This is a genomic window from Pantoea sp. KPR_PJ (genome assembly GCF_041386365.1).
Taxonomy (GTDB): Bacteria; Pseudomonadota; Gammaproteobacteria; order Enterobacterales; family Enterobacteriaceae; genus Pantoea.
This window is the reverse complement of sequence record NZ_JABMIK010000003.1, coordinates 296,763-318,457: the sequence shown is the minus strand read 5'-3', so window position 1 is coordinate 318,457 and position 21,695 is coordinate 296,763. Positions and strand designations below refer to the sequence as shown.

Below are 21,695 nucleotides of genomic sequence, written 5' to 3'. Positions count from 1 at the left end.
AATGACGATTAAAAAAGAACCTGTTGATGTTGTAATTGTAGGATTTGGCTGGACTGGCTCACTGATGGCAATGGAACTGGCATCCACGGGGTTGAAGATTGTTGCGCTTGAGCGTGGCGAGCAGCGTGATACCTACCCTGACTTTGCCTATCCGCGCATTATTGATGAGCTGAACTACGGCGTGCGCCTGAAGCTTTTCCAGAATATTTCCAAAGAGACGGTTACCGTCAGGCACACCTCAAAAGATACCGCTTTACCCTATCGCCGTATGGGTTCTTTTCTGCCAGGAGATGGTGTTGGCGGGGCGGGCGTCCACTGGAACGGGTTACTCTGGCGTCCACTGGAAGCAGACCTTAAGCTGAAAACCGTGGTGACAGAAAAATATGGCGCTGGCTTTATTCCTGACGGCATGACGCTTCAGGATTATCCTTTCACCTACAGTGAAATAGAGCCCTACTTCGATAAATTCGAAAAGATCTGTGGTACCTCAGGCCAGGCGGGCAATATCAACGGGAAAATCATAGAGGGTGGCAACCCGTTTGAGGCTCCGCGCGCTAATCCTTATCCCACCAAGCCTCTGCTTTACCAGTACTCTGCCATGCTGTTTGAGAAGAAGGTAAAAGAGCTGGGTTATAATCCTTTCCCTGGCCCGGCAGCAATATGCACTGAGTCCTATACCAACCCCTATGGTGTTGCCATGGGCGTCTGCAACTATTGCGGCTTCTGTGAAAAATTTGGTTGCTATAACTATTCCAAAGCCTCGCCACAAACCAGCGTAATGCCTGCCCTCAGGCAGTACGCTAATTTTGAACTGCGCTGTAAATCGCATGTTTTACGCGTCAATAAAGACAGCACCGGCAAACTGGCCACAGGGGTCACGTATATTGATGAAAATGGCAGTGAGGTAGAACAGCCGGCCTCAATTGTGATCCTCAGTGCCTTCCAGCTGCATAATGTCCGTCTGCTTTTACTCTCTAAAATTGGCAAGCCGTATAACCCGGAAACCGGCGAAGGCGTCGTTGGCCGAAATTACGCTTATCAAATGCTCGGCGGCGCAAAACTCTTCTTCAATAAAGAGACCTATTTTAACCACTTTGCCGCGACCGGGGCCTCAGGGGCCTATATCGATAACTATAACAGCGAGAATTTCGATCACTCTGCTTTAGGATTTATTGGAGGCAGCACGGTCTCCGCGCACGTTACGGGTGCCAGACCGATTGAACAGACGGTCACCCCTAAAAACGCACCTAAATGGGGAAGTGGCTGGAAAAAGTCGATCAGAGACAGCTATTTACACAACATGAGCATTGGCGTTAGCTCATCCGTGATGCCTTATAAGCAGTGTTACCTGGATCTTGACCCGACCTATACCGATGGCTACGGGCTGCCCCTGCTAAGGATGACGTTCGACTGGCAGCAAAATGAACTGAAGATGACCCAGTTCATGGCGGGCAAATCGGAAGAGATCGTCAAGGCTCTGGGACCCGATTCGTATGATATGGGCTTCAAAACCCTCTCCACGCATTACGATGTTCGCCCCTATCAGTCTACCCACACCACGGGTGGGGCCGTAATGGGTGACAGCCCGGAAACCAGTGTGGTTAACAAATATTTGCAATGCTGGGATGCCCACAACGTTTTTGTTGCAGGCGCAAGTTGCTTCCCACAAAACCATGCCTATAACCCCACGGGAATCGTTGGCGCAACCACGCTGTTTGCTGCTAACGCCATCAAAACGATCTACCTGAAGAACCCGGCTCCGATGGTGCAGGCATAGGATGAACAGGAAAATGAAGATAACCTTGGTTAATTTTCTGCCGTCGCTGGCATTATTTTTTTCTTTCGCCGCTGCGGCGGAAACGGCCTCGCCGGAAATGCTCGAACAGGGCAAGTATATCGCCACCGCGGGAGACTGCGTGGCCTGCCACTCCATTGCCGGCAAAGCGCCCTTTACGGGGGGACTGAAAATGATGACCCCGGTGGGGGCTATCTACTCAACCAATATCACGCCGGATAAGGAAACCGGTATTGGTGAATATAGCTACGATGATTTTGCCCGGGCGTTGCGGGAAGGGGTGGCGAAAGATGGTCATCATCTCTATCCGGCGATGCCCTACACCGCCTATGCCAAAATCAATGATGATGATATGCATGCGCTGTATGCCTATATCATGCAGGGCGTGAAGGCCGTTCATCAGGAAAACAGAAAAAGCGATATTCCCTGGCCGCTTAATATGCGCTGGCCCCTTGCCCTCTGGAACACCGCTTTCCATGACGATAAACCCTACGTCGCTGATGCCACCCAAAGTGCCGAGTGGAACCGGGGGGCGTATCTTGTGCAGGGATTGGGTCACTGTGGTACGTGTCACACGCCGCGCGGCATAGGTTATCAGGAGAAGTCGCTGGACCAGCACGGCGAGCATTTCCTGACGGGAGGAACGTTAGAAGGATGGCATGCCCCGGATCTGACCGGTAATAACAAAACGGGTCTGGGTGGATGGTCAGCCGAAGAGATTGCGCTGTTTCTGAAAACCGGCCGGACTGATAAGTCCGCCGCCTTCGGCTCAATGACTGATGTGATTGAACACAGTACGCAATACCTGAGTGACGCCGATCTCACTGCCGTGGCGACCTATCTGAAGTCGCTTCACCCCGCTGCTGCGGATGTCGCGACTACACCGCCGGTGGATGCCACCACGGCGGCGCTGATAAAAGGTGACATCAGCACGCCGGGTTCAAGGTTGTATATGGACAACTGCTCAGGCTGCCACCGTCTCGACGGCAAAGGATATGCGAAGACCTTCCCTTCCCTCGCCGGTAACTCCGCCGTCCTGAGTGACGATCCCTCTTCGGTCATTAGCATTATTTTACGAGGGGGAAAAATGGCGGTGACACGGGATGCGGTGACGGGACTGGCGATGCCTGACTTTGCCTGGCGTCTCAGCGACGCGGATGTCGCCGATCTGGCCACCTTTATTCGCAACAGCTGGGGTAACAAAGCGCCTGCTGTTAAAGCTGAAGAGGTCAAGGAACTGCGTAAAGCGTTGCCCACCCCCACGGAAAAAGATCAGGAATAGATCGACATCAACGTAATGCGTTAAGCGCCCTGCCAGGGCGCTTTTTTTATATCCACCACGCCCGTCAGGGCGTTGCCCGGTCCCCTCATCGGCACCCAGCCAGGCTTTACGCCCATCCAGGATCCCGTCGCCCCGGCTGACCGCGCCAGCAGGCTGTGCGCTACGGATTCGCGTTATGACTGCCTGTCGCAGAGGCGCTGTCAGAGAACAGACTTTGTGATTTGCGACAGTCGCGCGGGCTGCACCCAAACCAGCGTCGGAAGGCGCGAGAAAAAGCGCTGACCTCAGAATAACCCAGTAACAGGGCCATTTCAGACACGGGCAAATGGGGCTGCTTCAGATAATGGGTTGCCATCTCTTTGCGTACGCTATCGACCAGCGCAGAAAAGCTGGTTTGCTCCTCGCGCAGTCGCCGCTGGAGCGACCAGGCTGACAGTCCCTGTTTTTCAGCAATCGCGTCCAGCGACGGTTCGCCGCTGAGCAACTGGAGATGAATATCGGTGCGGGTTTGATTAACGGTGTCCTGACTGATAACTGGCGGACTGAGTCGACGGATCGCATCCTGCATCACCAGCAGCAGCATGGGATCGTGATCCGGCATTTTGCGGTTCAGATCCGCTTTGGCGATGATCATGGAGTTAAAGGGTTGATCGAAATAAACCGGGGCATCAAATACCTTACAGTGCTCATGCCAGTGCTCAGGCCGCGGGTGTTCAAAATGGACTTCGCGCGGTGCCCAGAGCCGCCCGGCTGCGTGGCGGATCAGGTTGAGAAACATGCCCAGGGTTAATTCCGCATCCTGGCGGCGCAGCAGAATGGCGCCGTGACGCACCTGGTAGTCAAGCTGCCAGTAATCGCTGTGCTCCGTCAGGCGGACGCAGGTATTGTGCTGGTGCCAGGGAAAGGCGTTGACCACATTGCGCAGCGCCTGCTCCAGCGTTGCCGAACACAAACCAATATAGCCAATCAGCCCCAGCGACTGCGGTCGAAACTGATGGCCATACTGCAAGCCGAAATTGTCCACCCCGGCCTGGCTGGCTGCCTCCTCCAGCACCCGGCAATAATTCACCAGATCCAGACTCAGCGTCGGGCAGGCGAGCGTTTCAGGATCGATGCCGCTGATGCCGAAAATGCGATCCACATCCCCGCCCTGCGCGTTGATGAAATCACCGAGTCCTGTCGCGGCGGCCGACAGGACACCGTGGTGACGGCTGCCTGCGCTGGACATGGCCGTCAGCGCGGCCTCTGGAAATCTGCTGGTCATGATGTTTTTCGCCTGAAACTGAACATCCTTAACTTCTGCAAAAAACATACCAGCTAACGGGTACAAAGTTACAGCCACTTAGCGCCGTCGCCACGAAGCGTGCACCGCGATCACCCATTCAGGCACCGTCAGAGTGCGCTACACGCCAATCGGCAAACGGGCTCCTTCAAGATAACGGTGGCACAGGCGTACAGTATCATTAGCCCAGCCGCTACCCAGACTGCGGGCCATCTCTGTTTCCCGATGAGACGCGACCCAGGCCGTCAGCTGAATGCGGCGCTGAATCAGCATAGACGGGATCATCGCCAGCTCCTGATCCCCGACGTGTGCCACCTGTTCGTAGCCGTTTAACCAGTTTTCTACCCAGTGCGGGGCGTTGGGATGATGCTCGACAAAGCTAATCGCGGCAGCCAGATCGTGCAGGTACCAGCCCATTCCGCAGTCGTCGAAATCAATCACCCGCGTCTCGCCTTTGTGAATCAGCAGATTGGTCAGGCGCAGGTCAGCGTGGATCAGGCCGTAGCGTTCAGGCGACTGACCAAATGCCGCCATCTGGCGGTTCACATGGGCCAGCGTCTCCTCGATGACCGCATGCTGAGACGGCGCCAGACCAGCCACATCGCGCCAGTCGCCCCAGTGTCCGGTGGGCGAAACCATGGTGTGATGATCCCAGACGATACGGCGAAATGTTTGCGGCTTCTGCCAGTGTCGGCTGTGGTGATGCAGTTGTGCGGTGATGCGTCCTAACTGGCGAAAGGCCGCGGGATCAACAGCATCCGTGAGCATTTCGCCCTCAATCCAGTGGAACAATACCGCATAACGCTCACCAGCTTCAGGCAAAGCCAGCGTCTGAATGCGGTTACCCTGCCCGTCGTGAACGGCAACCGGCACGCAAATATCTGCGGCCTGAAGGGCGTCCAGCCAGTGAAGCTCACTCTCAATGTCCTGCTTAGCGTGGTAGTCGCCCCGATGAATACGCAGCGCATAGCGCCCCTGCGGGATGCTGACCGACAGGGTGGCGTTCTCGGAACGGCACAGCAGTTTCACCTCGGCATGCAGACAGGCGGGATAGGCCTGTAGCGCCTGATGCGCAAGCTGAAGAATCGTGTCGTTACTTAAGGTGTCATATTGCTTATTGCTCATCTCTGGCTCCCTCGCTCTGCGTGTGGAGTCAGCATGGCGCTGAACCTCTTCTGTATGCTTGACCCGAGAGCAGGCAAAAATTGACTTCAGCAGAGCGATGCCCCCCTGAACTGAGGCGATTTGACCCCAGCCGACCGGTTTCTGTTTTCTGCGGTCAAGTTTTTCTGTGGCCGCTGTGTCCATCATCTAACCGTTAGCTTTTAGGCATCGCTTTTTCACTTTACGCAGACGGGGAACGCCGTGATGAAAGAGAAACTGAAACCCACCCTGGGCACCCTGCAACTCTGGGGTATTGCCGTGGGGCTGGTTATATCGGGAGAGTATTTCGGCTGGAGCTATGGCTGGGGGGCCGCGGGCACGCTGGGCTTTTTGGTCACGACATGTTTTGTCGCCGCCATGTACACCTGTTTTATCTTCAGCTTTACCGAACTGACGACCGCCATTCCGCAGGCTGGCGGGCCCTTTGCCTACAGCCGCCGCGCCTTTGGTGACACCGGCGGACTGATTGCGGGCATTGCCACTTTAATTGAGTTTGTCTTCGCGCCTCCGGCCATCGCGATGGCAATTGGCGCCTATCTCAACGTGCAGTTTCCGGAAGTGAACCCCAAACTTATCGCGGTCTGTGCCTACCTGATCTTTATGGGGCTTAACATTGTCGGCGTCAGCATTGCGGCAACCTTTGAACTGCTGGTGACGCTGCTGGCCGTTATTGAGCTGCTGGTCTTTATGGGCGTCGTGGCACCGGGCTTCAGCCTGACGAACTTTGTGGCGCACGGCTGGGCGGGACAGGAGAGTTTCTCCCTGGCATCGGTCTCCGGCATGTTTGCCGCTATTCCGTTTGCCATCTGGTTTTTCCTGGCCATCGAAGGGGTCGCGATGGCGGCTGAAGAGGCAAAAGCGCCACGCCGCACTATCCCTCGCGCCTATATCAGCGGCGTATTAACCCTGGTAGTGCTGGCGATTGGCGTCATGGTGTTTGCCGGTGGCGCAGGCGACTGGCGCACGCTGTCCGGCATTAACGATCCGCTGCCGCAGGCGATGAAAATGCTGGTCGGTAACGATTCACGCTGGATGCACATGCTGGTCTGGATTGGTCTGTTCGGCCTGATTGCCAGTTTTCACGGCATCATCATGGGTTATTCCCGCCAGTTTTTCGCGCTGGCACGCGAAGGCTATCTGCCGCCGTCGCTGGCCAGACTGTCGCGCTTTAACACGCCGCACCGCGCCATTCTGGCAGGCGGTGCGGTCGGTATCCTTGCCATTTTCTCTGACGGCATCAGCTTTCAGGGCATGAGCCTGACCGCCGCGATGATCACCATGTCCGTGTTTGGCGCCATCGTCATGTACATCATGAGCATGCTGAGCCTGTTTAAACTGCGTCGTACTGCGCCAACGCTGACGCGCAGCTACCGGGCGCCGGGTTATCCGGTAATCCCAGCCATTGCCCTGTGCGGCGCCATTCTCTGCCTGATCGCCATGCTGTGGTTTAACCCGGAGATCGGCGCGCTGTTTATCGGCCTGATGGTGGCAGGCTACCTCTACTTCCTGACAACACACTCCCGCCGCGGGGCGATTTCGCAGACCGCGGTGGCCGCAGAAACCGATTAACGCTTATACCCGCCCTGCGGCGCGTAGTCTGCTGCAGGGCAGCAAAGACCAAGGAGTTACAATGACGGTACGCTCAACCATTATGGATACCAACAGCTTCCGGGCTGAACATGCGGAAACGCTGGCACCGGATATTCGCCAGCTGACCGATAAGCGCAGCCGGGTGCTGGGCGAATCTTATCGCCTGTTTTACCGTAACCCGGTACATCTGGTGCGCGGAAAGGGCCAGTATTTATGGGACAAGGCCGGCAACCAGTACCTGGATATGTATAACAACGTTGCCAGCATTGGTCACTGTCATCCGGCGGTGGTCGAGGCTGTGCATCAGCAGATGATGCAGCTGAATACCCATACGCGCTATCTGCATGAGTCGATTCTGGCCTACAGCGATCGCATTCTGGCCACCCTGCCCGCTGAAATCGATCGGGCGATGTACATGTGTACCGGCTCCGAAGCGAACGATCTGGCTATCCGCATTGCCCAGTGCTGGAGCGGTGGCACGGGGATCATCGTCTCTAAAGAAGCCTATCACGGTACCAGTGCGCTCACCTCTGGCGTCTCCCCTGCGCTGGGCAGCGGTCAGCCGCTTTCCCCACATACCCGCCTGGTGGCACCGCCCGATTTCTACCGCATTCAGACGGCGGATCAGGGTGCCTGGTTCGCGCAGGAAATTCAGAAGCAGATTGATGATATGGCGGCGCACGGTATCAGGTTTGCCGGTTTTCTTGCCGACTCAATCTTTTCGTCAGACGGCGTATTACCCGGCCAGCCCGGTTTTTTAAAGCAGGCGATCGATGTCGTACATCAAAACGGCGGTATTTTTATCGCCGACGAAGTGCAGCCGGGCTTTGCCCGCACCGGCGAGGCTTTCTGGGGCTTTGCCCGACATGGCGTGGTTCCTGATGTCGTGACCACCGGCAAGCCAATGGGCAACGGCATTCCGGTATCGGGACTGATGGCGAAAGCGCCGGTAATGGCGGCATTCAGTGATGCGCTGCCTTACTTTAATACCTTTGGCGGCAACCCTGTCTCTATGGCGGCGGCGCATGCGGTAATGGACGTTATCGAGCAGGAGGCGCTTCAGGCGCACAGTCTGAAAACCGGTCGCGCGCTTCAGGCCGCCCTGCAATCCCTTCAGGCGGTTTACCCCTGTATTGGTGAAGTTCGCGGCGCGGGCCTGTTTATCGGGTTTGAACTGGTGAAGGACAGAGAGAGTAAGCAGCCTGATAAACGTCTGGCACTCGACCTGGTGGAAGCGCTGCGCGAGGAGTATGTGCTGACCTCCGTCGCCGGGCCCTACGGTAACGTGCTGAAAATCCGACCACCGCTTTGCTTCCAGATGCAGGATATCGACTGGGTGGTCGGGGCAATGGATCGCTGCCTGAAAAAATTGCAGCCTTAAAGATGACGCCAGTCGTGGCGAGCATTGCGCCCTGCCCGGCATCCGTCGGACAGGGCGGGCTTCTCTTTTGCCGCTCACTCACCCGTTGCAAGGGGCTGTCGACAGCGTCCGGCCAGCGTGCTCCCCGCTTTATCCCCCTTCGCAAGATGCGCCCCCTTTACGAAAGTCCACCAGGACCTGACCGCCCTTTTCCTTTTTCACCCCTCTCGTTTGTGCGAGCACAAGCTTCAGCCACTGAATTGTGATTCACATCTTGTTTACATCAAAAATTAAGTTTTAACAGTAGCGAGGTAGAATTTAACACGGCTATAGTGGTTTTATTAAGTACAACGACGTTGTACAGGGTAAAACATGCGAGGAGTTACCATGCCAAACGTAGACAACACTTTTATCAAACGTGACATTACCCGCGTTTCACCAGAGCTGGTTACGCAGGCGGCGGAATTTCAGGCGGCCATTCTGGCAGATGTCGCCGGACGTCGCGGCACGCTGCACGGTCGCGTTAAACCCCTCGCGGCCTCAATGAAAGTCGCTGGTCCTGCCATTACCGTTGAGGTTCGTCCCGGTGATAACCTGGCGATCCACGCAGCCCTGGCTATTGCTCAGCCCGGCGACGTTATCGTCGTTGATGGCAAAGGGGACATCAGCTGCGCCCTGATTGGCGAAATCATGTCCACGCAGGCCAAGGCCTCCGGTATTGCCGGCATTATCATTGACGGTGCCGTGCGCGATGCGGATGCAATCTGCGAAAGTGCCTTTCCGGTCTTCTCTGCCGGTCTGAACCCTTGCGGCCCAACCAAATCGATTGCTGGCCGCGTCAATTTTCCCACCTCGGTTGCCGGGGCCGCAATCGAGCCGGGCGACCTTATCGTTGCCGATGCTGATGGCGTGGTGGTGTTACCCCGTGAAGCGGTGCCTGCCCTGCTTGTTCAGGCGCAGAAAAAACTGGATGGCGAAAATAAACGCCTTGCGGGTATCCGGGAAGGTGACATTCGTGCGCCCTGGCTGGAGAACGCGCTGCGTGCTGCCGGTATGCTCTCAGAAGGGGAGAATCTGTAATGTCTGCATCTCAGCCTGTTATTCTGGTTACCGGTAGCGATATCGCTCCGGAAGCCCTCGATTTGCTCACCAACTATGAGATCGTCTTTGCCGGCCAGCGCCCCACTGAAGATGATTTATGCCAGCTGTGCGAAAAGCACGATCCCGTCGCCATTATCGTTCGCTACGGTAAGATCAACGCACGCATCATGGATGCCGCTCCGCACCTGCGCGTTATCTCCAAGCACGGCAGCGGTATCGACGTTATCGATCAAAAAGCAGCGGCTGAACGTCATATCAGCGTGCAGTCTGCTCCCGGCGCTAACGCGGCGGCAGTAGCGGAACACGCCTGGGCGATGATTCTGGCCTGCGCAAAATCAGTGGTCCCGCTCGATCAGCGCATGCGTCAGGGGCACTGGGATAAGTCCACGCATAAGTCAGTTGAGCTGGAAGGCAAAACGCTGGGACTGATTGGGCTCGGTGCCATTGGCGCGCGCGTCGCCCGCATTGGTAACGCCTTTGGCATGAATGTGATTGCCTACGATCCTTATGCCAAAACCCTGCCGGACGGATGTCACGCCGCCTCTCTTGACGCATTGCTGCACAATGCGGATGTGATTTCCTTGCACTGTCCTCTGACTGACGACACGCGCAATATGATCAACCGTGACACGCTGGCTTTGTGCAAAAAAGGCGCGATCTTGGTCAATACCGCACGCGGCGGGCTGATTGAGGATGATGACCTGCTGCGCGCGCTTGATGATGGCACGATCAGCTGGGCAGCCCTGGACAGCTTTCCCGTCGAGCCTCTGACGGCTCCGCACGTCTGGCAGCACGTCAACAACGTGATTCTTTCACCTCATATTGGCGGCGTCAGCAGTACCTCCTTCGTTAAAATGGGCACGGCCGCCGCCCGCAATGTGCTGAAGGTCCTGGCTGAACCGATGGAAAGTGCAGGTGCGTTACCATGATTTTTTTGAGCCAGCCAGAGGTACGCGCCGCGACCCTTTTTACCCGTCTTCCTGATGCGTTTCGTCAGCCAGACAAAAATAACGCATGGGCGCAGGCTAACCGGGGCGGTCAACCCGTTGACTCGTTCCTGGAAGGCCCGGTATGGCATCCGGAAGGATGCCTCTATCTCACCGATATTCCCTACGGCCGCATTTTCAAAGTGGATATGCAGGGCAACTGGGAGCTGATCGTTCAGTATGAGGGTGAGCCGAACGGTATGAAGCTGATATCAGCGGATACGCTGCTGATCACCGATTACCGACACGGCCTGATGAAACTGTCGCTGAACGATCGCACCGTTCGCCCGTGGCTGGCTCGGCGAAACAGCGAAAGCTTTCGTGGCGTCAACGATCTGACGCCCGACAGTCAGGGTAACATCTACTTCACCGATCAGGGACAAACGGGGCTGCACGATCCTACCGGCCGCGTCTACCGTTTGTCTCCGGCGGGAAAACTCGACCTGCTGCTGGATAACTGTCCCAGTCCTAATGGACTGGTGCTGTCACCAGACGAAAAAATCCTGTATGTCGCCATGACGCGCGGTAATTCAGTCTGGCGCTGTCCGCTACAGCCTGATGGCTCTGTCAGCAAAGTCAGTCAGTTTTTTACTTCATATGGTCCCAGCGGGCCCGACGGGCTGACCATCAATGCCGATGGTGAACTGTTGATTGCCAATCCGGGACTGGGTCGCATCTGGCATTTAAATGAGCTGGCGGAGCCGATTGAGATCCTCACCAGCCCGGCGGGACGCTCAACCACCAACCTCTGCTACGGCGGTGACGATCTGCGCCAGCTCTACATCACCGAATCCGTATCCGGTTCGATTCTGACCTGCTCAATGGCGACACCAGGCAACCCTTACGCTGTCCCGTCAGCGAGGGTTACCAGATAAAACGTTGTGCCCTGAAAAGCACAGGAGATCGTGATGGCCCAGATTACCTCTACTGAACATCAGGCGACACCGTCGCCTGGCGTAACTGAGCACGAGTTTATGCTCAGTGAAGCCACCGCTAAAAAAGCCTTCAGGCGAATACTGCCCTTTATCTTTATCTGCTATGTCGTCAGTTATCTTGACAGAACAAACGTGAGCTTTGCCGCGCTGGGCATGAATGCTGACCTGGGGATCACCGCCGAACAGTTTGGCTTTGGTGCCGGCATGTTCTTTATTGGCTATTTCCTGTTTGAAATTCCCAGCAACCTGATTATGCAAAAAGTCGGTGCCCGCGTCTGGATAGCGCGCATCATGATCTCATGGGGCCTGATTTCCATGGCCACGGCATTTATCACCGGCCCGGTCAGTTTTGCTATTGCGCGCTTCTTTCTGGGTGTTGCGGAAGCGGGTTTTACGCCCGGCATCTACCTCTTTTTTACCTACTGGTTTCCAGGAACGTGGCGAGCCAAAATTACCGCCGCCTTTTTGGTCGGGATCCCGGTCGCGAATATCATTGGCGCACCGCTTTCAGGGGCACTGATGCAAATCACGCATCATGAGCATATCCGCAACTGGCAGTGGCTGCTGTTAATCGAGGGTGCCCCGGCGGTTATTCTGGGCATCATGTGTCTGTTTTTCCTGAGCGACAAACCTGCAAAGGCGAAATGGCTCGATGACAATGAAAAAGCCGTGCTGACCCGTCGCCTGGAGTCTGAACAGAAAAAAATCGCAGCTTCACACGGTTCAAGCCTGAAGGATGCGTTAAAGAATCCGCTGCTCTATCTGCTGGCCTTCATCAATTTCTGCGGAATTGTGGGATCGATAGGGGTCGGGCTGTGGATGCCGCAGATCATTAAGCAACTTGGTGTCAGCCATACTCAGACCGGCTTTCTCACCGCTGTGCCCTATCTGTGTGGCGCAATTACAATGCTGCTGTGGGCACAACGCGCAAACCGTGCACAGAACCGCATTATCTGGATTAGCGGTGCGCTGTTAATGGCTTCAGTTGCGCTCGCCGCCAGTGCGCTTATCGACGATCCCATGCTAAAAATGATCGCCCTCTGTTTTACCGTGAGTGGCATTCTCGCATTTCAGGCCTCTTTCTGGGCGTTGCCGTCAGGTTTTCTTACCGGCAGTGCGGCTGCGGGTGGGCTGGCGATGATTGTCTCTGTCGGTAATCTGGGTGGCTTTTTTGGGCCTTCGCTGATCGGCTATATCAAGCAGATGACGGGCAGCTTTATGTACCCGCTGCTGGCTGTTTCTGCTGTCCTGCTTATTGGAGCCTTTGCTGTCGCTCTGGTGAAAGATCCCTATCGTCACGACTGATCGCCCGGTGTCAGTATAACGTCGTATACTGACACTGTTCCTCTCCGCTTCTCCCATCGCCCTTCCCGGCTGCACTTTTTATTTCGATCGCTTCGCGCGACGAGCGCCTCGCCCCTGGCCCGCCAGCAACAACAGGTCGGGCAGATGCCCCGCCATGCGCTCTGAAATAGAGAAGTGGCTACCGGCCCGTTTACGGCCTGTGGCAGCGGCTTTACCACAGCCAGACTACCAGCGCAGGTAAGATATGACCTCCCTCACACATTTGTTAAATCGTTGCAAAAAAAACTCCATTTTGTTTTACCAGGAAAAACCAGGGTGTACACAGTAAAATAACAAGCGTGTAAACTCGCTTTATGCCTGGGGTCGTTACGGGGTGGCTTGTCGTCATCGGCCGGGGTTACAGAGTGAGTTTCAGCAGAGCCCCGCCAGAGCCCCTCTTATCCCGCCGGAAAGAGGCCACATTGCCAGGCAGCAGGCGCGATCTGAAGCTCTTGCGACGTCGCATAGCCGGAAACCGCTTAATTCATCTGCAACGATAAACAAGACGGAGTGGTGCAATGCAGACTCAAGAAAAGATCGGTGAATATTTGCAGCGACTGGGTATCGAACGGCCGCAATCGGTGATCCACAATCCCGACTACGCCAGTCTGTTTGCAGCAGAAAAACAGGCCGGTTTAAGTGGCTATGAGCGGGCGCAGCTGACCTCATCCGGTGCCATAGCGGTTGACACCGGTATGTTCACTGGCCGCTCACCGAAAGACAAATATTTTGTTTATGACGACGTCACTGCCGAAACGCTATGGTGGAATGACAACCAGCGTAATAAAAACGACAACAAGCCGATCACGCCAGCGGTCTGGCAGCATCTGAAATCACTGGTGGTGCAGCAGTTATCCGGCAAGACGTTATACATTGTGGATGCCTGGTGCGGTGCCAATAAAGAATCACGCATTGGCGTAAGGTTTATTACCGAAGTGGCCTGGCAAGCGCACTTTGTTACCAATATGTTTATCCCGCTCAGCGCCGCGGAGCGGGCAGATTTTGCGCCTGACTTTACGGTGCTTAACGGTTCAAAATGCACCAACGCTGACTGGGAGCGTCAGGGCCTCAACTCCGAAAACTTTGTGGCCTTCAACTTAACCGAAAATATCCAGCTTATTGGCGGCACCTGGTATGGCGGTGAGATGAAGAAAGGCCTGTTTTCCGTGATGAACTACCTGATGCCGCGCCGCGGTATTGCCTCCATGCACTGCTCCGCTAACGTGGGCAGTCACCACGATGTGGCGCTCTTCTTTGGCCTGTCCGGTACCGGAAAAACCACGCTTTCAACCAATCCTGAGCGCAAACTTATCGGAGATGATGAGCACGGCTGGGATGATGCGGGCGTGTTTAACTATGAAGGCGGCTGCTACGCAAAAACGATTCATCTGAGCGCGAAAAACGAGCCTGAAATTTATCAGGCTATACGCCGCGATGCCCTGCTGGAGAACGTGGTGGTGCGGGCTGACGGCAGCGTCGATTATGATGACGCCAGCAAAACCGAAAACACCCGGGTTTCCTATCCGCTGTCGCACATCGAAAACAGCGTCATGCCTCCCTCCCGTGCCGGTCATCCGCGTAAAATTATCTTTCTGACCGCCGACGCTTTTGGCGTATTGCCCCCCGTCAGTCGGCTTACGGAAGCGCAGATGCAATATCATTTCCTCTCTGGTTTTACAGCCAAACTGGCGGGCACCGAGCGCGGCGTCACCCAGCCACAGCCGACCTTCTCTGCCTGTTTTGGTGCCGCGTTCCTGACGCTGCACCCGACACAGTATGCGGATATTTTACTTAAAAGAGTTAGAGAGGCGGGAGCCGAAGCCTGGCTGGTCAACACGGGCTGGAACGGACAAAACCAGAGAATGTCGCTTGCCCATACGCGTAGCATCATTAACGCCATTTTAAATGACGATCTGACCGAGACGCCCGTCAATATTCTGCCTGTGTTTACTCTCGCCGTTCCCGCTCATGTTGCAGGCGTGCCGGATGAGGTGCTGGATCCGCGAACGTCGTGGGAAACGCCCGCACGGTGGCAGGCCAAAGCGGAGGAGCTTGGCGCGATGTTCAGAGCCAATTTCGCGCGTTTCGCCGACACAGAGACGGGACAGGCGTTACAGTCCGCCGGACCGGTAATAGCCTGACAATATATAAATGAGAACGCCGTACCAGACAGGGCGGCGTTCTCCGATAAACGCTTCAAATCATCTCGCTTTCAGACAACATTCAGGTTCTTATGAAAAAAGATCGTCAGAGTCAGGCGATTGCGCATTTTGCATGGTGTGCGCTTATCGCCCTGCATATCGCCAGAAAAGAGGGCGCGATAGATACCCTGCATGCAGAGCATGTTTTTCTTCTGAAGTGGTTTGGGAATGCACTCAGGCAGCACACATTCAATGAATGCACGGAAGCTGAAATAAGATGGTTGCTTCATCAGGCTCTGATGTTTGGCCAGCCGTTTAATCTGCCCGGCAAGCTCAATCTGTTATGGAATGCCAGCAGCGGCGCGATAGAAGAGGGATCTGATTTGCTTCATCTGACCCAGGCGGTTGAAAACATAAAGGCCGCCGGGTGGGACTATGCGCTACTGACGGCGGAGGAATGGCAGACCAGTATCCGTCACCGCGCGGAATATCACAGAAACGCGCTGCTGTTACTGAGAAGTAGCGTCGACAACGCCTTTGACCAGACGGGAAAGCAGAAAGCGGAAATCATGGCCATTGCATCCGGCCAGTTAAAATGGTTGAAAACGATGTTAGAGGCGTGTGGCTGGAGCGGCATCAGGGTCGACAACAGCAACATCATCAGGATTACCGTTAAGAGGTAAAGCACGCCGTCGGCAGATAAAAAAGTACGACCGGTCTGGTCGTACTTTTTTTATCTCATGTCCGCCAGGAGCTGACGAACGCATTACTGTAGTTTCACGCCTTTGGTTTCCGGCGCCAGCCAGACCACACACATCGCTGCAATAAACGCCACCACGGTGGTGGCGAGGCCGGCAGTGAATCCGCCCATACTGGCCACAAAACCAATCAGCAGCGGCGCGATAAATCCGCCTAAACGCCCGCCGTTATAGGCAAGCCCCATGAGAAAGCCGCGCGACTGCGTGTCGCCAATAATCTCCGCAAGGAAGGGGCCGGAACCGGCAAAAATACCGTTGACGCCAAAGCCTGCCATAAAAATCGCTGCCATCAGGATCAGCGGCTGGGTTGTGATCAGGTAGAGGGCAACTGCCACTGCACCGATTAACAGATAAAGCAGGAACATCGGCCTGCGGCCCCATTTATCGGCCAGCAGAGAGAAAACCAGGAAGCCGGCAATGGCCCCGGTCTGCAGCGCCAGCACAAATTTCAGGCTGTGCAGAAAATCGAGGTGCTTAACTTCGCGCAGGTAGGTTGGGGTCCAGGTGAAGACACCCCAGAAGAGATACTGGATAAAGAAGATAAAGGTAAACGCCAGCAGCAGCCCCTTGAGGTTGGTTTTACCGGTTCCGGCTGTTTGAGTGCGGCTGGCCGCGCGTTGCTGACGGCGCGCCAGCCAGACGGGCGATTCCGGTGTGATAAAAGCGATGGCCATCATGATAAACACCGGCAGTGCACCAATCATAAAGAGATAGCGCCAGCCACCGTTTTCCAGTCCGCCCGTCATGGCGGTGACCAGCGCTGTCAGGGCAATCGCCAGAATCGCGCCAACCGGCAATCCCATCTGCATCAGCGCCCCTCCGCGCGCGCGTCGCTCTGGTCGCCAGGTTTCAGCGATAAGGGCCGCACCGGATGTCCACATACCGCCCATGCCCAGCGCGCCGCAGAATCGCAGCACAGCAAACGTCTCTGTGTCGTGGGTGAAAGCCAGCAGGCCGGAGAACGTAGAATAGATGGCAATGCAGATCACTGCCGATTTCACCCTGCCAATTTTGTCAGCCACCAGCCCAAACAGGATCCCGCCAATAATCTGCCCACCCGCGGTGGTGCTGATAAAGACGCCAAGCTCAGTTTTGCTGATGCCAAATACCAGCCCCAGCACCGGCAACAAGAGCGACAGCAGGAAGGAGTCATAGCTTTCGAAGGTCCATCCCAGCCCGCCCAGTGCAAGGGTCCTTTTTTCTGCCGTGGTATAAGGGAGCGTAGCGTTAACGCTCTCCTGCTCTACCGGGTGCACCTCATGCACTCTTGATTTCGTATTCATCAGTGTTCTCCAGAGAGGATAAGCGATAGCGTGCTGCTGCGGTGCGCCAGAAGAGATTTTCCCGTTCGGCTAACGACGCGTGACCGGCCAGCCGTTTACAGGCATTCCAGAAAACGCCATAGCTGAACATTCCTTTATCGACGGGGAAGTTACTGGCAAACATACAGCGGTCGCTCCCGAACGCGTCCACCAGCGTGTCAAACAGCGGCTGCCAGGCCTGAGAAAGGGTCAGAGAATTGGGGGGGGTAGCGGACTGGGCAAAGGGATAGCCCATTACGGTCATGCCAAAACCGCTGATTTTAACGCTCACGTTGGGCAACGCGGCCAGGGCAGTAATGGATGTTTTCCACGCCTGAAAGACCTGCTGTTTTTTATCCGCAAAGGGCCCGGTGCCTATCGGTCCGCCGCAGTGGTCCACAATAATGTGAAGATCGGGCAGCGCCCGCGCCAGCTCAGCGATTTCATCAAGCTGGGTATGGTAAACCCATACGTCCAGCGAGAGTCCAGCCCGGGCAAGGCAGGCTGCACCGCGCCTGAATGCCGGACTGGCCGCCAGGCCGGCCGGAGGCGTCACCGGACTTGACACTACGCGGGGATCCGGATGCCATGCCAGCGGGTTACGCATACCGCGTAGCCGGCCTCCTGAACGCTGCATCATCAGTTCAATAACCGGCAGCAGTTCATCCCCGGCCAGCAGGCTGGCACCGCCAACGATCGCTTCGCAACCTGCGGTCTGGCCATAATGACCGCTGTCGAACATAGCGGCGACACCACTGGCAAACTCAATCTCCCCAATGGGCCTGAACGCCTCAGGCCCGTCACGACGCAGCATTGACCGGCACTGAATATAAACCGAAGAGCGTACCTGATGCCCCGACCGCTGGATGTCACGGCTGAATTCCGACGTCAGATAGACGCCTGACTGGCGATCCCACAAATGATGGTGAGCATCGACTATCGGTAGCTCGGGCATCAGGGCGGTTTCCTGATGATGTTCAAGCCACTCTTCTCTGACAGCCAGATGCGGTGCGTTTACAATCTCCATTAACAATCCCCTCAAATCCTGCCTTTATCAAAGCCTGCCTGAAACAGCAGCGTGCGGCGTATCGACAAAGCTGATAACCGCCGCAAGTTGTATCCAGTACAACCCTATTTCACAGAGTAAATTGACTATAGGATTGCCGCACAAAGATTAGCCACTAAAAAAATGTTGTTAATTATGTAAACAGGAAGTTAATCACAAAATGCGGCCTCACCTTTACAATCAGGAGCCAGGACAACCACATCGCGGCTTCACGGCAGCAAAATGAATGGCTGTCCCTGCCCTGTCAGGTGCAGAATGGTCAATGGTTGAGAAACGTCCGCAGGCCCTGACCGCTCTGCGACGTCAGGCTAAAAGAGAAAGGGTTGCAGTAAAACTCACTATCATCAGGATGGAGATGAAATGAAGGGATCGTGTTTATGCGGGGCCGTTGTTTTTGCACTGACTAAAACGCCCGCCCTGTTTTATCGTTGCCACTGCTCGCTGTGCAGAAAGCAGAGTGGTGTGGGCTACAATCTTGCCACACTGGTAAAAAGCGACAATTTTCGCTGGATCACGGGAGAGGATTGCATCGCCTCATGGTCGAAGCCGTCAGGCTATCGTACCGACTTTTGCACCGCCTGCGGCTCAACAGTGCCTAATCGTCTGCGTGACCTGCCCTGGGTCTGGATCCCGGTTGGTTTACTGGATGAGCGTCTGGACATGCAGTGCGCGGGAGACTTCTGCACCGATGATGCCATGCCCTGGGATAAGACCCGCGGCCATTATCACCATGCCGGGCCGATTGAGTCGCTGGCGTCCCTGTTGACATGCCTGAAGCTGACTGCCTGAAGCGCCGCCATTCACACCGCGTCGGCCTCTCTCCCTGCCGCGCTGCTGGCAGCGCCTCCAGGCACCCAGTCGCCGCGCGTTACCACAGGCAGACAGCGAACCTGAAACAGGCCAGTTCAGCAATGGCGAACTGGCCTGTTACGGCACCAGGCTAATCAAAAAGGCGCTGCGGCAGCGGTGCCGCGCCTCAGCGCTTTCCTTTCGCGAGGTACTGCAGCATCTCTTTCTCAGGCACCATCCCGCCACCGGTCGCCCAGACCAGATGGGTAGCATGGGCCATGGAGGTCGCGGTCAGCCCAAGATGACGCTGGTAAGCGCCATTTGACGAGACGTGCAGTGGTCCTTTCATACCGGCCAGTGCGGAGGGTTCAAGGCGCAGGCCTTCTGTCCGGTCCAGCATCACGAGCAGGTCATACATCGACTCATCGCTCAGCGTATAGCAGCCATCAATAAGCTGCTCCATTGCCCGGCCTACAAAACCGGAAGCTCGCCCAACCGCGAGACCATCGGCTGCCGTCCTGTTATCAATGCCGATATCCTGTACGCATATGGCATCGTGCAGACCGGTGCTCATGCCCAGCAGCATACAGGGGGAATGGGTTGGCTCCGCAAAGAAGCAGTGTACATGATCGCCAAAGGCGAGCTTCAGACCGAACGCCACCCCGCCGGGTCCACCGCCTACGCCACAGGGCAGATAAACAAACAGCGGATGAGTGGCGTCTACCAGAATGCCCTTCTCTTCCAGCTGCCTGCGCAGACGCAGTCCCGCAACGGAATAGCCGAGAAACAGCGTGCGGGAGTTTTCGTCATCAATAAAAAAGCAGGCGGGATCGGACGCTGCCGCCCTGCGTCCCTGCTGAACGGCAACGCTGTAATCCTGCTCATACTCCATGACCTCCACCCCGTGTAAGCGGAGCTTCTCTTTTTTCCACTGACGCGCATCGGCAGACATATGCACGGTCACATGGAAGCCGAGCCTGGCGCTCATGATGCCAATAGCGAGTCCGAGGTTGCCCGTAGAGCCTACGGCGATCTTATGCTGGCTGAAAAACTGCCGTAACTCAGCCGAGAGCAGCACGCTATAGTCATCCGCAGTGGTGAGCAGACCCGCTTCGATAGCCAGTTTTTCAGCGTGAGCGAGAACCTCATAAATGCCGCCCCGCGCCTTGATTGAGCCAGAAACAGGCAGGTGACTGTCTTTTTTAATCCAGAGGTTACCCTGTATCGGAGCGGCCTTCTCCAGCTCCGCCTGCATATGCGGCAGCGGAATGGCGTCAGACTCAATGATGCCGCCCATCGCAGCCGTCTCAGGAAAGGCTTTTGCCAGCAGTGGCGCAAAACGTTGCAGGCGGGCTTCGGCATCGTCGGCATCAGCGCGTGTCAGGCCAACACGCTTAAGGCCCGCTTCGGCCGTGGTGACGCCGGGGTTTAGCCAGAGTGTTTCACGCAGGGACTGCAGTTCGGTCACGACAGGCAATGAAAGCGTGTCTTTAATGCGTTCGATCATGGTGCACTCTCAACAGAGGTTCAGGTACGAGGCTGCGGTGCGGGTTTAAAGGCACACGCTTTCCTTTTGTTTAGCAGACGCAATAACTGTTCCGGCCGCAATTTAATAACATCCTGCAATCCACTGACAAACGATAGATTTTCATCTTCACGTGAGCGCATTTAACCCAGGGCAATCAACGCTAAATAAGGTGTAACTTTAGGGTGATAAGGTTCTGTCAAAGATGAGTATTAACCTTTCATCAGGTTACACTTGCTCCTTCCAGCCACACTCGGGCAGGCCTGTTATCGATGGGAACGCAATTGCATGAAATTAACGGCGGTCAGCTGAGCAGACTTTATACTTTTGAGGTCGCAGCCAGATATGGCTCCTTCTCAGCAGCCGCAGACGAACTCTCCCTGACGCCAGGTGCCATCAGCCACCGAATAAGCCAGCTTGAAAATGAGCTGGGTATACGGCTGTTTAACCGTTCGCATCGTAAAGTTGAACTGACTGCCGAAGGCGAACGTATTTTTGCCGCCATGAGCATGTCGCTGGACTATCTGAACAAGGCGTTGCAGGGCATCAAAAACGAGGGGCATAGCGGCCGCCTCACCGTTTACTGTCGCCCCTCCTTCGCGCATGCGTGGCTTAGCCCCGCCGTGGCCTCCTTTCTGGAAGCCTATCCGCTTATTGACCTGGTGATTTACACGGGAAACGACGATATCGATTTGCACCGGATGGGGGTAGATCTCTCTGTCAGCTTTGACGATGCCAGCCAGGGTCAGTTTTATCAGGAGCACCTGATGGACGAAAGCATCATTCCCGTATGCAGCCCGGAGTATGCGCGGCGCTGGCAGCTTGTAGGGCGGGCAGAAAACCTGGCCTCCTGTCGCCTGCTTCACGATCGGAAAGCCTGGAGCACCGACTCGGGTGATGACGAATGGAAACTCTGGGCGCAACATTTTGCCGTGGATATTTCTCAGGCAGCGGGCACTCAGTTCGACCAGGCCGAGCTGGCGATCACCGCTGCGGTCAGCCATGCGGGGGTGGCACTCGGGCGCAAGCGGCTAATCAGGCAGAGGCTGGAGAAAGGAGATCTGATTGCGCCTTTTCCGGAACTCGAGCTGAAATGCAGCCAGCACTACTATATCAGCACGCATGCCGACAGGCGGTGGCCCAAGGTTAAGGCGTTTATTCACTGGCTAAAGGCCACGGCAGAGGCTGAGCCAGGTTGCTGAGCGCGCGCGTCAGAGCAAAGCCGCATAACCGAGTTTTATTCCTCTGACCACGGGCGCGCTTTTAGCCACCGGGT

The 21,695-nt window shown here is 55.9% G+C and carries 17 protein-coding genes; 12 read left to right on the top strand and 5 right to left on the bottom strand.

Going from position 1 to position 21,695, the window contains the following annotated elements:
• Position 1 precedes the first annotated feature (1 nt).
• On the top strand, positions 2-1,777 hold the full coding sequence (locus HP564_RS10010) for a GMC family oxidoreductase (protein ID WP_371242571.1): 1,776 nt from the start codon (positions 2-4) through the stop codon (positions 1,775-1,777).
• Between the two features lie 13 nt (positions 1,778-1,790).
• Entirely contained in the window at positions 1,791-3,077 is a 1,287-nt protein-coding gene (locus HP564_RS10005; RefSeq protein ID WP_371242569.1) for a cytochrome c, read from the top strand.
• Positions 3,078-3,237: 160 nt separating this feature from the next.
• Here the strand turns inward: HP564_RS10005 and HP564_RS10000 are convergent, their stop codons facing one another.
• Positions 3,238-4,341 (bottom strand): AraC family transcriptional regulator, encoded by a 1,104-nt coding sequence (locus tag HP564_RS10000; RefSeq protein WP_371242567.1) that lies wholly within the window; start codon positions 4,339-4,341, stop codon positions 3,238-3,240.
• A 138-nt stretch (positions 4,342-4,479) separates the two neighbouring features.
• The gene (locus HP564_RS09995; RefSeq protein WP_371242565.1) at positions 4,480-5,484 is read right to left on the bottom strand and encodes a phosphotransferase enzyme family protein; all 1,005 of its coding nucleotides are present in this window, start codon (positions 5,482-5,484) and stop codon (positions 4,480-4,482) included.
• Between the two features lie 243 nt (positions 5,485-5,727).
• On the opposite strand from HP564_RS09995, the gene eat reads away from it, so the two are divergent.
• The 8 genes from eat to HP564_RS09955 all read left to right on the top strand — a co-directional run bounded on the left by eat (position 5,728) and on the right by HP564_RS09955 (position 15,663).
• Positions 5,728-7,092, top strand: coding sequence for an ethanolamine permease (gene eat / locus HP564_RS09990; protein WP_371242563.1), 1,365 nt, complete (start codon positions 5,728-5,730; stop codon positions 7,090-7,092).
• Positions 7,093-7,153: 61 nt separating this feature from the next.
• A complete protein-coding gene (locus tag HP564_RS09985; protein ID WP_371242562.1) occupies positions 7,154-8,494 on the top strand; it encodes an aspartate aminotransferase family protein in 1,341 nt (446 codons plus the stop codon).
• 366 nt (positions 8,495-8,860) lie between these two features.
• Positions 8,861-9,553 carry an RraA family protein gene (locus tag HP564_RS09980; RefSeq protein ID WP_371242561.1) on the top strand — a complete coding sequence of 231 codons (693 nt, stop codon included), beginning with the start codon at positions 8,861-8,863 and terminating at the stop codon, positions 9,551-9,553.
• Positions 9,553-10,503 (top strand): NAD(P)-dependent oxidoreductase, encoded by a 951-nt coding sequence (locus tag HP564_RS09975; protein ID WP_371242559.1) that lies wholly within the window; start codon positions 9,553-9,555, stop codon positions 10,501-10,503. Before HP564_RS09980 ends, HP564_RS09975 begins: the two co-directional genes overlap by 1 nt.
• Positions 10,500-11,435 carry an SMP-30/gluconolactonase/LRE family protein gene (locus tag HP564_RS09970; protein ID WP_371242557.1) on the top strand — a complete coding sequence of 312 codons (936 nt, stop codon included), beginning with the start codon at positions 10,500-10,502 and terminating at the stop codon, positions 11,433-11,435. The genes HP564_RS09975 and HP564_RS09970 overlap by 4 nt, the downstream gene beginning before the upstream one ends.
• 99 nt (positions 11,436-11,534) lie before the next feature.
• The gene (locus tag HP564_RS09965; protein ID WP_371242745.1) at positions 11,535-12,800 is read left to right on the top strand and encodes an MFS transporter; all 1,266 of its coding nucleotides are present in this window, start codon (positions 11,535-11,537) and stop codon (positions 12,798-12,800) included.
• A gap of 557 nt (positions 12,801-13,357) precedes the next feature.
• Positions 13,358-14,980 (top strand): phosphoenolpyruvate carboxykinase (ATP), encoded by a 1,623-nt coding sequence (pckA, locus tag HP564_RS09960; RefSeq protein WP_371242556.1) that lies wholly within the window; start codon positions 13,358-13,360, stop codon positions 14,978-14,980.
• 92 nt (positions 14,981-15,072) lie between these two features.
• Positions 15,073-15,663 carry a DUF2913 family protein gene (locus tag HP564_RS09955; RefSeq protein WP_371242554.1) on the top strand — a complete coding sequence of 197 codons (591 nt, stop codon included), beginning with the start codon at positions 15,073-15,075 and terminating at the stop codon, positions 15,661-15,663.
• Positions 15,664-15,746: 83 nt separating this feature from the next.
• Here HP564_RS09955 and HP564_RS09950 read toward each other — a convergent pair whose 3' ends face one another.
• Both HP564_RS09950 and HP564_RS09945 read right to left on the bottom strand, forming a co-directional pair.
• Positions 15,747-17,021: an MFS transporter gene (locus tag HP564_RS09950; protein WP_371242552.1), complete on the bottom strand. Its 1,275-nt coding sequence runs from the start codon at positions 17,019-17,021 to the stop codon at positions 15,747-15,749.
• The gene (locus HP564_RS09945; RefSeq protein WP_371242550.1) at positions 16,996-18,066 is read right to left on the bottom strand and encodes an amidohydrolase; all 1,071 of its coding nucleotides are present in this window, start codon (positions 18,064-18,066) and stop codon (positions 16,996-16,998) included. Before HP564_RS09945 ends, HP564_RS09950 begins: the two co-directional genes overlap by 26 nt.
• A gap of 399 nt (positions 18,067-18,465) precedes the next feature.
• Here HP564_RS09945 and HP564_RS09940 point away from each other — a divergent pair, with 399 nt between their 5' ends.
• Positions 18,466-18,894, top strand: coding sequence for a GFA family protein (locus HP564_RS09940; RefSeq protein WP_371242548.1), 429 nt, complete (start codon positions 18,466-18,468; stop codon positions 18,892-18,894).
• A 187-nt stretch (positions 18,895-19,081) separates the two neighbouring features.
• Here the strand turns inward: HP564_RS09940 and HP564_RS09935 are convergent, their stop codons facing one another.
• Entirely contained in the window at positions 19,082-20,401 is a 1,320-nt protein-coding gene (locus tag HP564_RS09935) for a D-serine ammonia-lyase (protein ID WP_371242546.1), read from the bottom strand.
• 290 nt (positions 20,402-20,691) lie between these two features.
• On the opposite strand from HP564_RS09935, the gene dsdC reads away from it, so the two are divergent.
• Complete coding sequence (gene dsdC / locus HP564_RS09930; RefSeq protein ID WP_371242544.1) at positions 20,692-21,621, top strand: DNA-binding transcriptional regulator DsdC; 930 nt, start codon at positions 20,692-20,694, stop codon at positions 21,619-21,621.
• The last annotated feature ends 74 nt before the right edge of the window (positions 21,622-21,695 follow it).

What these genes read in the sequence shown, in the direction of transcription:
- HP564_RS10010 (WP_371242571.1), top strand. Translation starts at nt 2, where the DNA reads ATGACGATTAAAAAAGAACCTGTTGATGTTGTAATTGTAGGATTTGGC.
- HP564_RS10005 (WP_371242569.1), top strand. Translation starts at nt 1,791, where the DNA reads ATGAAGATAACCTTGGTTAATTTTCTGCCGTCGCTGGCATTATTTTTT.
- HP564_RS10000 (WP_371242567.1), bottom strand. Translation starts at nt 4,341, where the DNA reads ATGACCAGCAGATTTCCAGAGGCCGCGCTGACGGCCATGTCCAGCGCA.
- HP564_RS09995 (WP_371242565.1), bottom strand. Translation starts at nt 5,484, where the DNA reads ATGAGCAATAAGCAATATGACACCTTAAGTAACGACACGATTCTTCAG.
- eat (WP_371242563.1), top strand. Translation starts at nt 5,728, where the DNA reads ATGAAAGAGAAACTGAAACCCACCCTGGGCACCCTGCAACTCTGGGGT.
- HP564_RS09985 (WP_371242562.1), top strand. Translation starts at nt 7,154, where the DNA reads ATGACGGTACGCTCAACCATTATGGATACCAACAGCTTCCGGGCTGAA.
- HP564_RS09980 (WP_371242561.1), top strand. Translation starts at nt 8,861, where the DNA reads ATGCCAAACGTAGACAACACTTTTATCAAACGTGACATTACCCGCGTT.
- HP564_RS09975 (WP_371242559.1), top strand. Translation starts at nt 9,553, where the DNA reads ATGTCTGCATCTCAGCCTGTTATTCTGGTTACCGGTAGCGATATCGCT.
- HP564_RS09970 (WP_371242557.1), top strand. Translation starts at nt 10,500, where the DNA reads ATGATTTTTTTGAGCCAGCCAGAGGTACGCGCCGCGACCCTTTTTACC.
- HP564_RS09965 (WP_371242745.1), top strand. Translation starts at nt 11,535, where the DNA reads ATGCTCAGTGAAGCCACCGCTAAAAAAGCCTTCAGGCGAATACTGCCC.
- pckA (WP_371242556.1), top strand. Translation starts at nt 13,358, where the DNA reads ATGCAGACTCAAGAAAAGATCGGTGAATATTTGCAGCGACTGGGTATC.
- HP564_RS09955 (WP_371242554.1), top strand. Translation starts at nt 15,073, where the DNA reads ATGAAAAAAGATCGTCAGAGTCAGGCGATTGCGCATTTTGCATGGTGT.
- HP564_RS09950 (WP_371242552.1), bottom strand. Translation starts at nt 17,021, where the DNA reads ATGAATACGAAATCAAGAGTGCATGAGGTGCACCCGGTAGAGCAGGAG.
- HP564_RS09945 (WP_371242550.1), bottom strand. Translation starts at nt 18,066, where the DNA reads ATGGAGATTGTAAACGCACCGCATCTGGCTGTCAGAGAAGAGTGGCTT.
- HP564_RS09940 (WP_371242548.1), top strand. Translation starts at nt 18,466, where the DNA reads ATGAAGGGATCGTGTTTATGCGGGGCCGTTGTTTTTGCACTGACTAAA.
- HP564_RS09935 (WP_371242546.1), bottom strand. Translation starts at nt 20,401, where the DNA reads ATGATCGAACGCATTAAAGACACGCTTTCATTGCCTGTCGTGACCGAA.
- dsdC (WP_371242544.1), top strand. Translation starts at nt 20,692, where the DNA reads ATGGGAACGCAATTGCATGAAATTAACGGCGGTCAGCTGAGCAGACTT.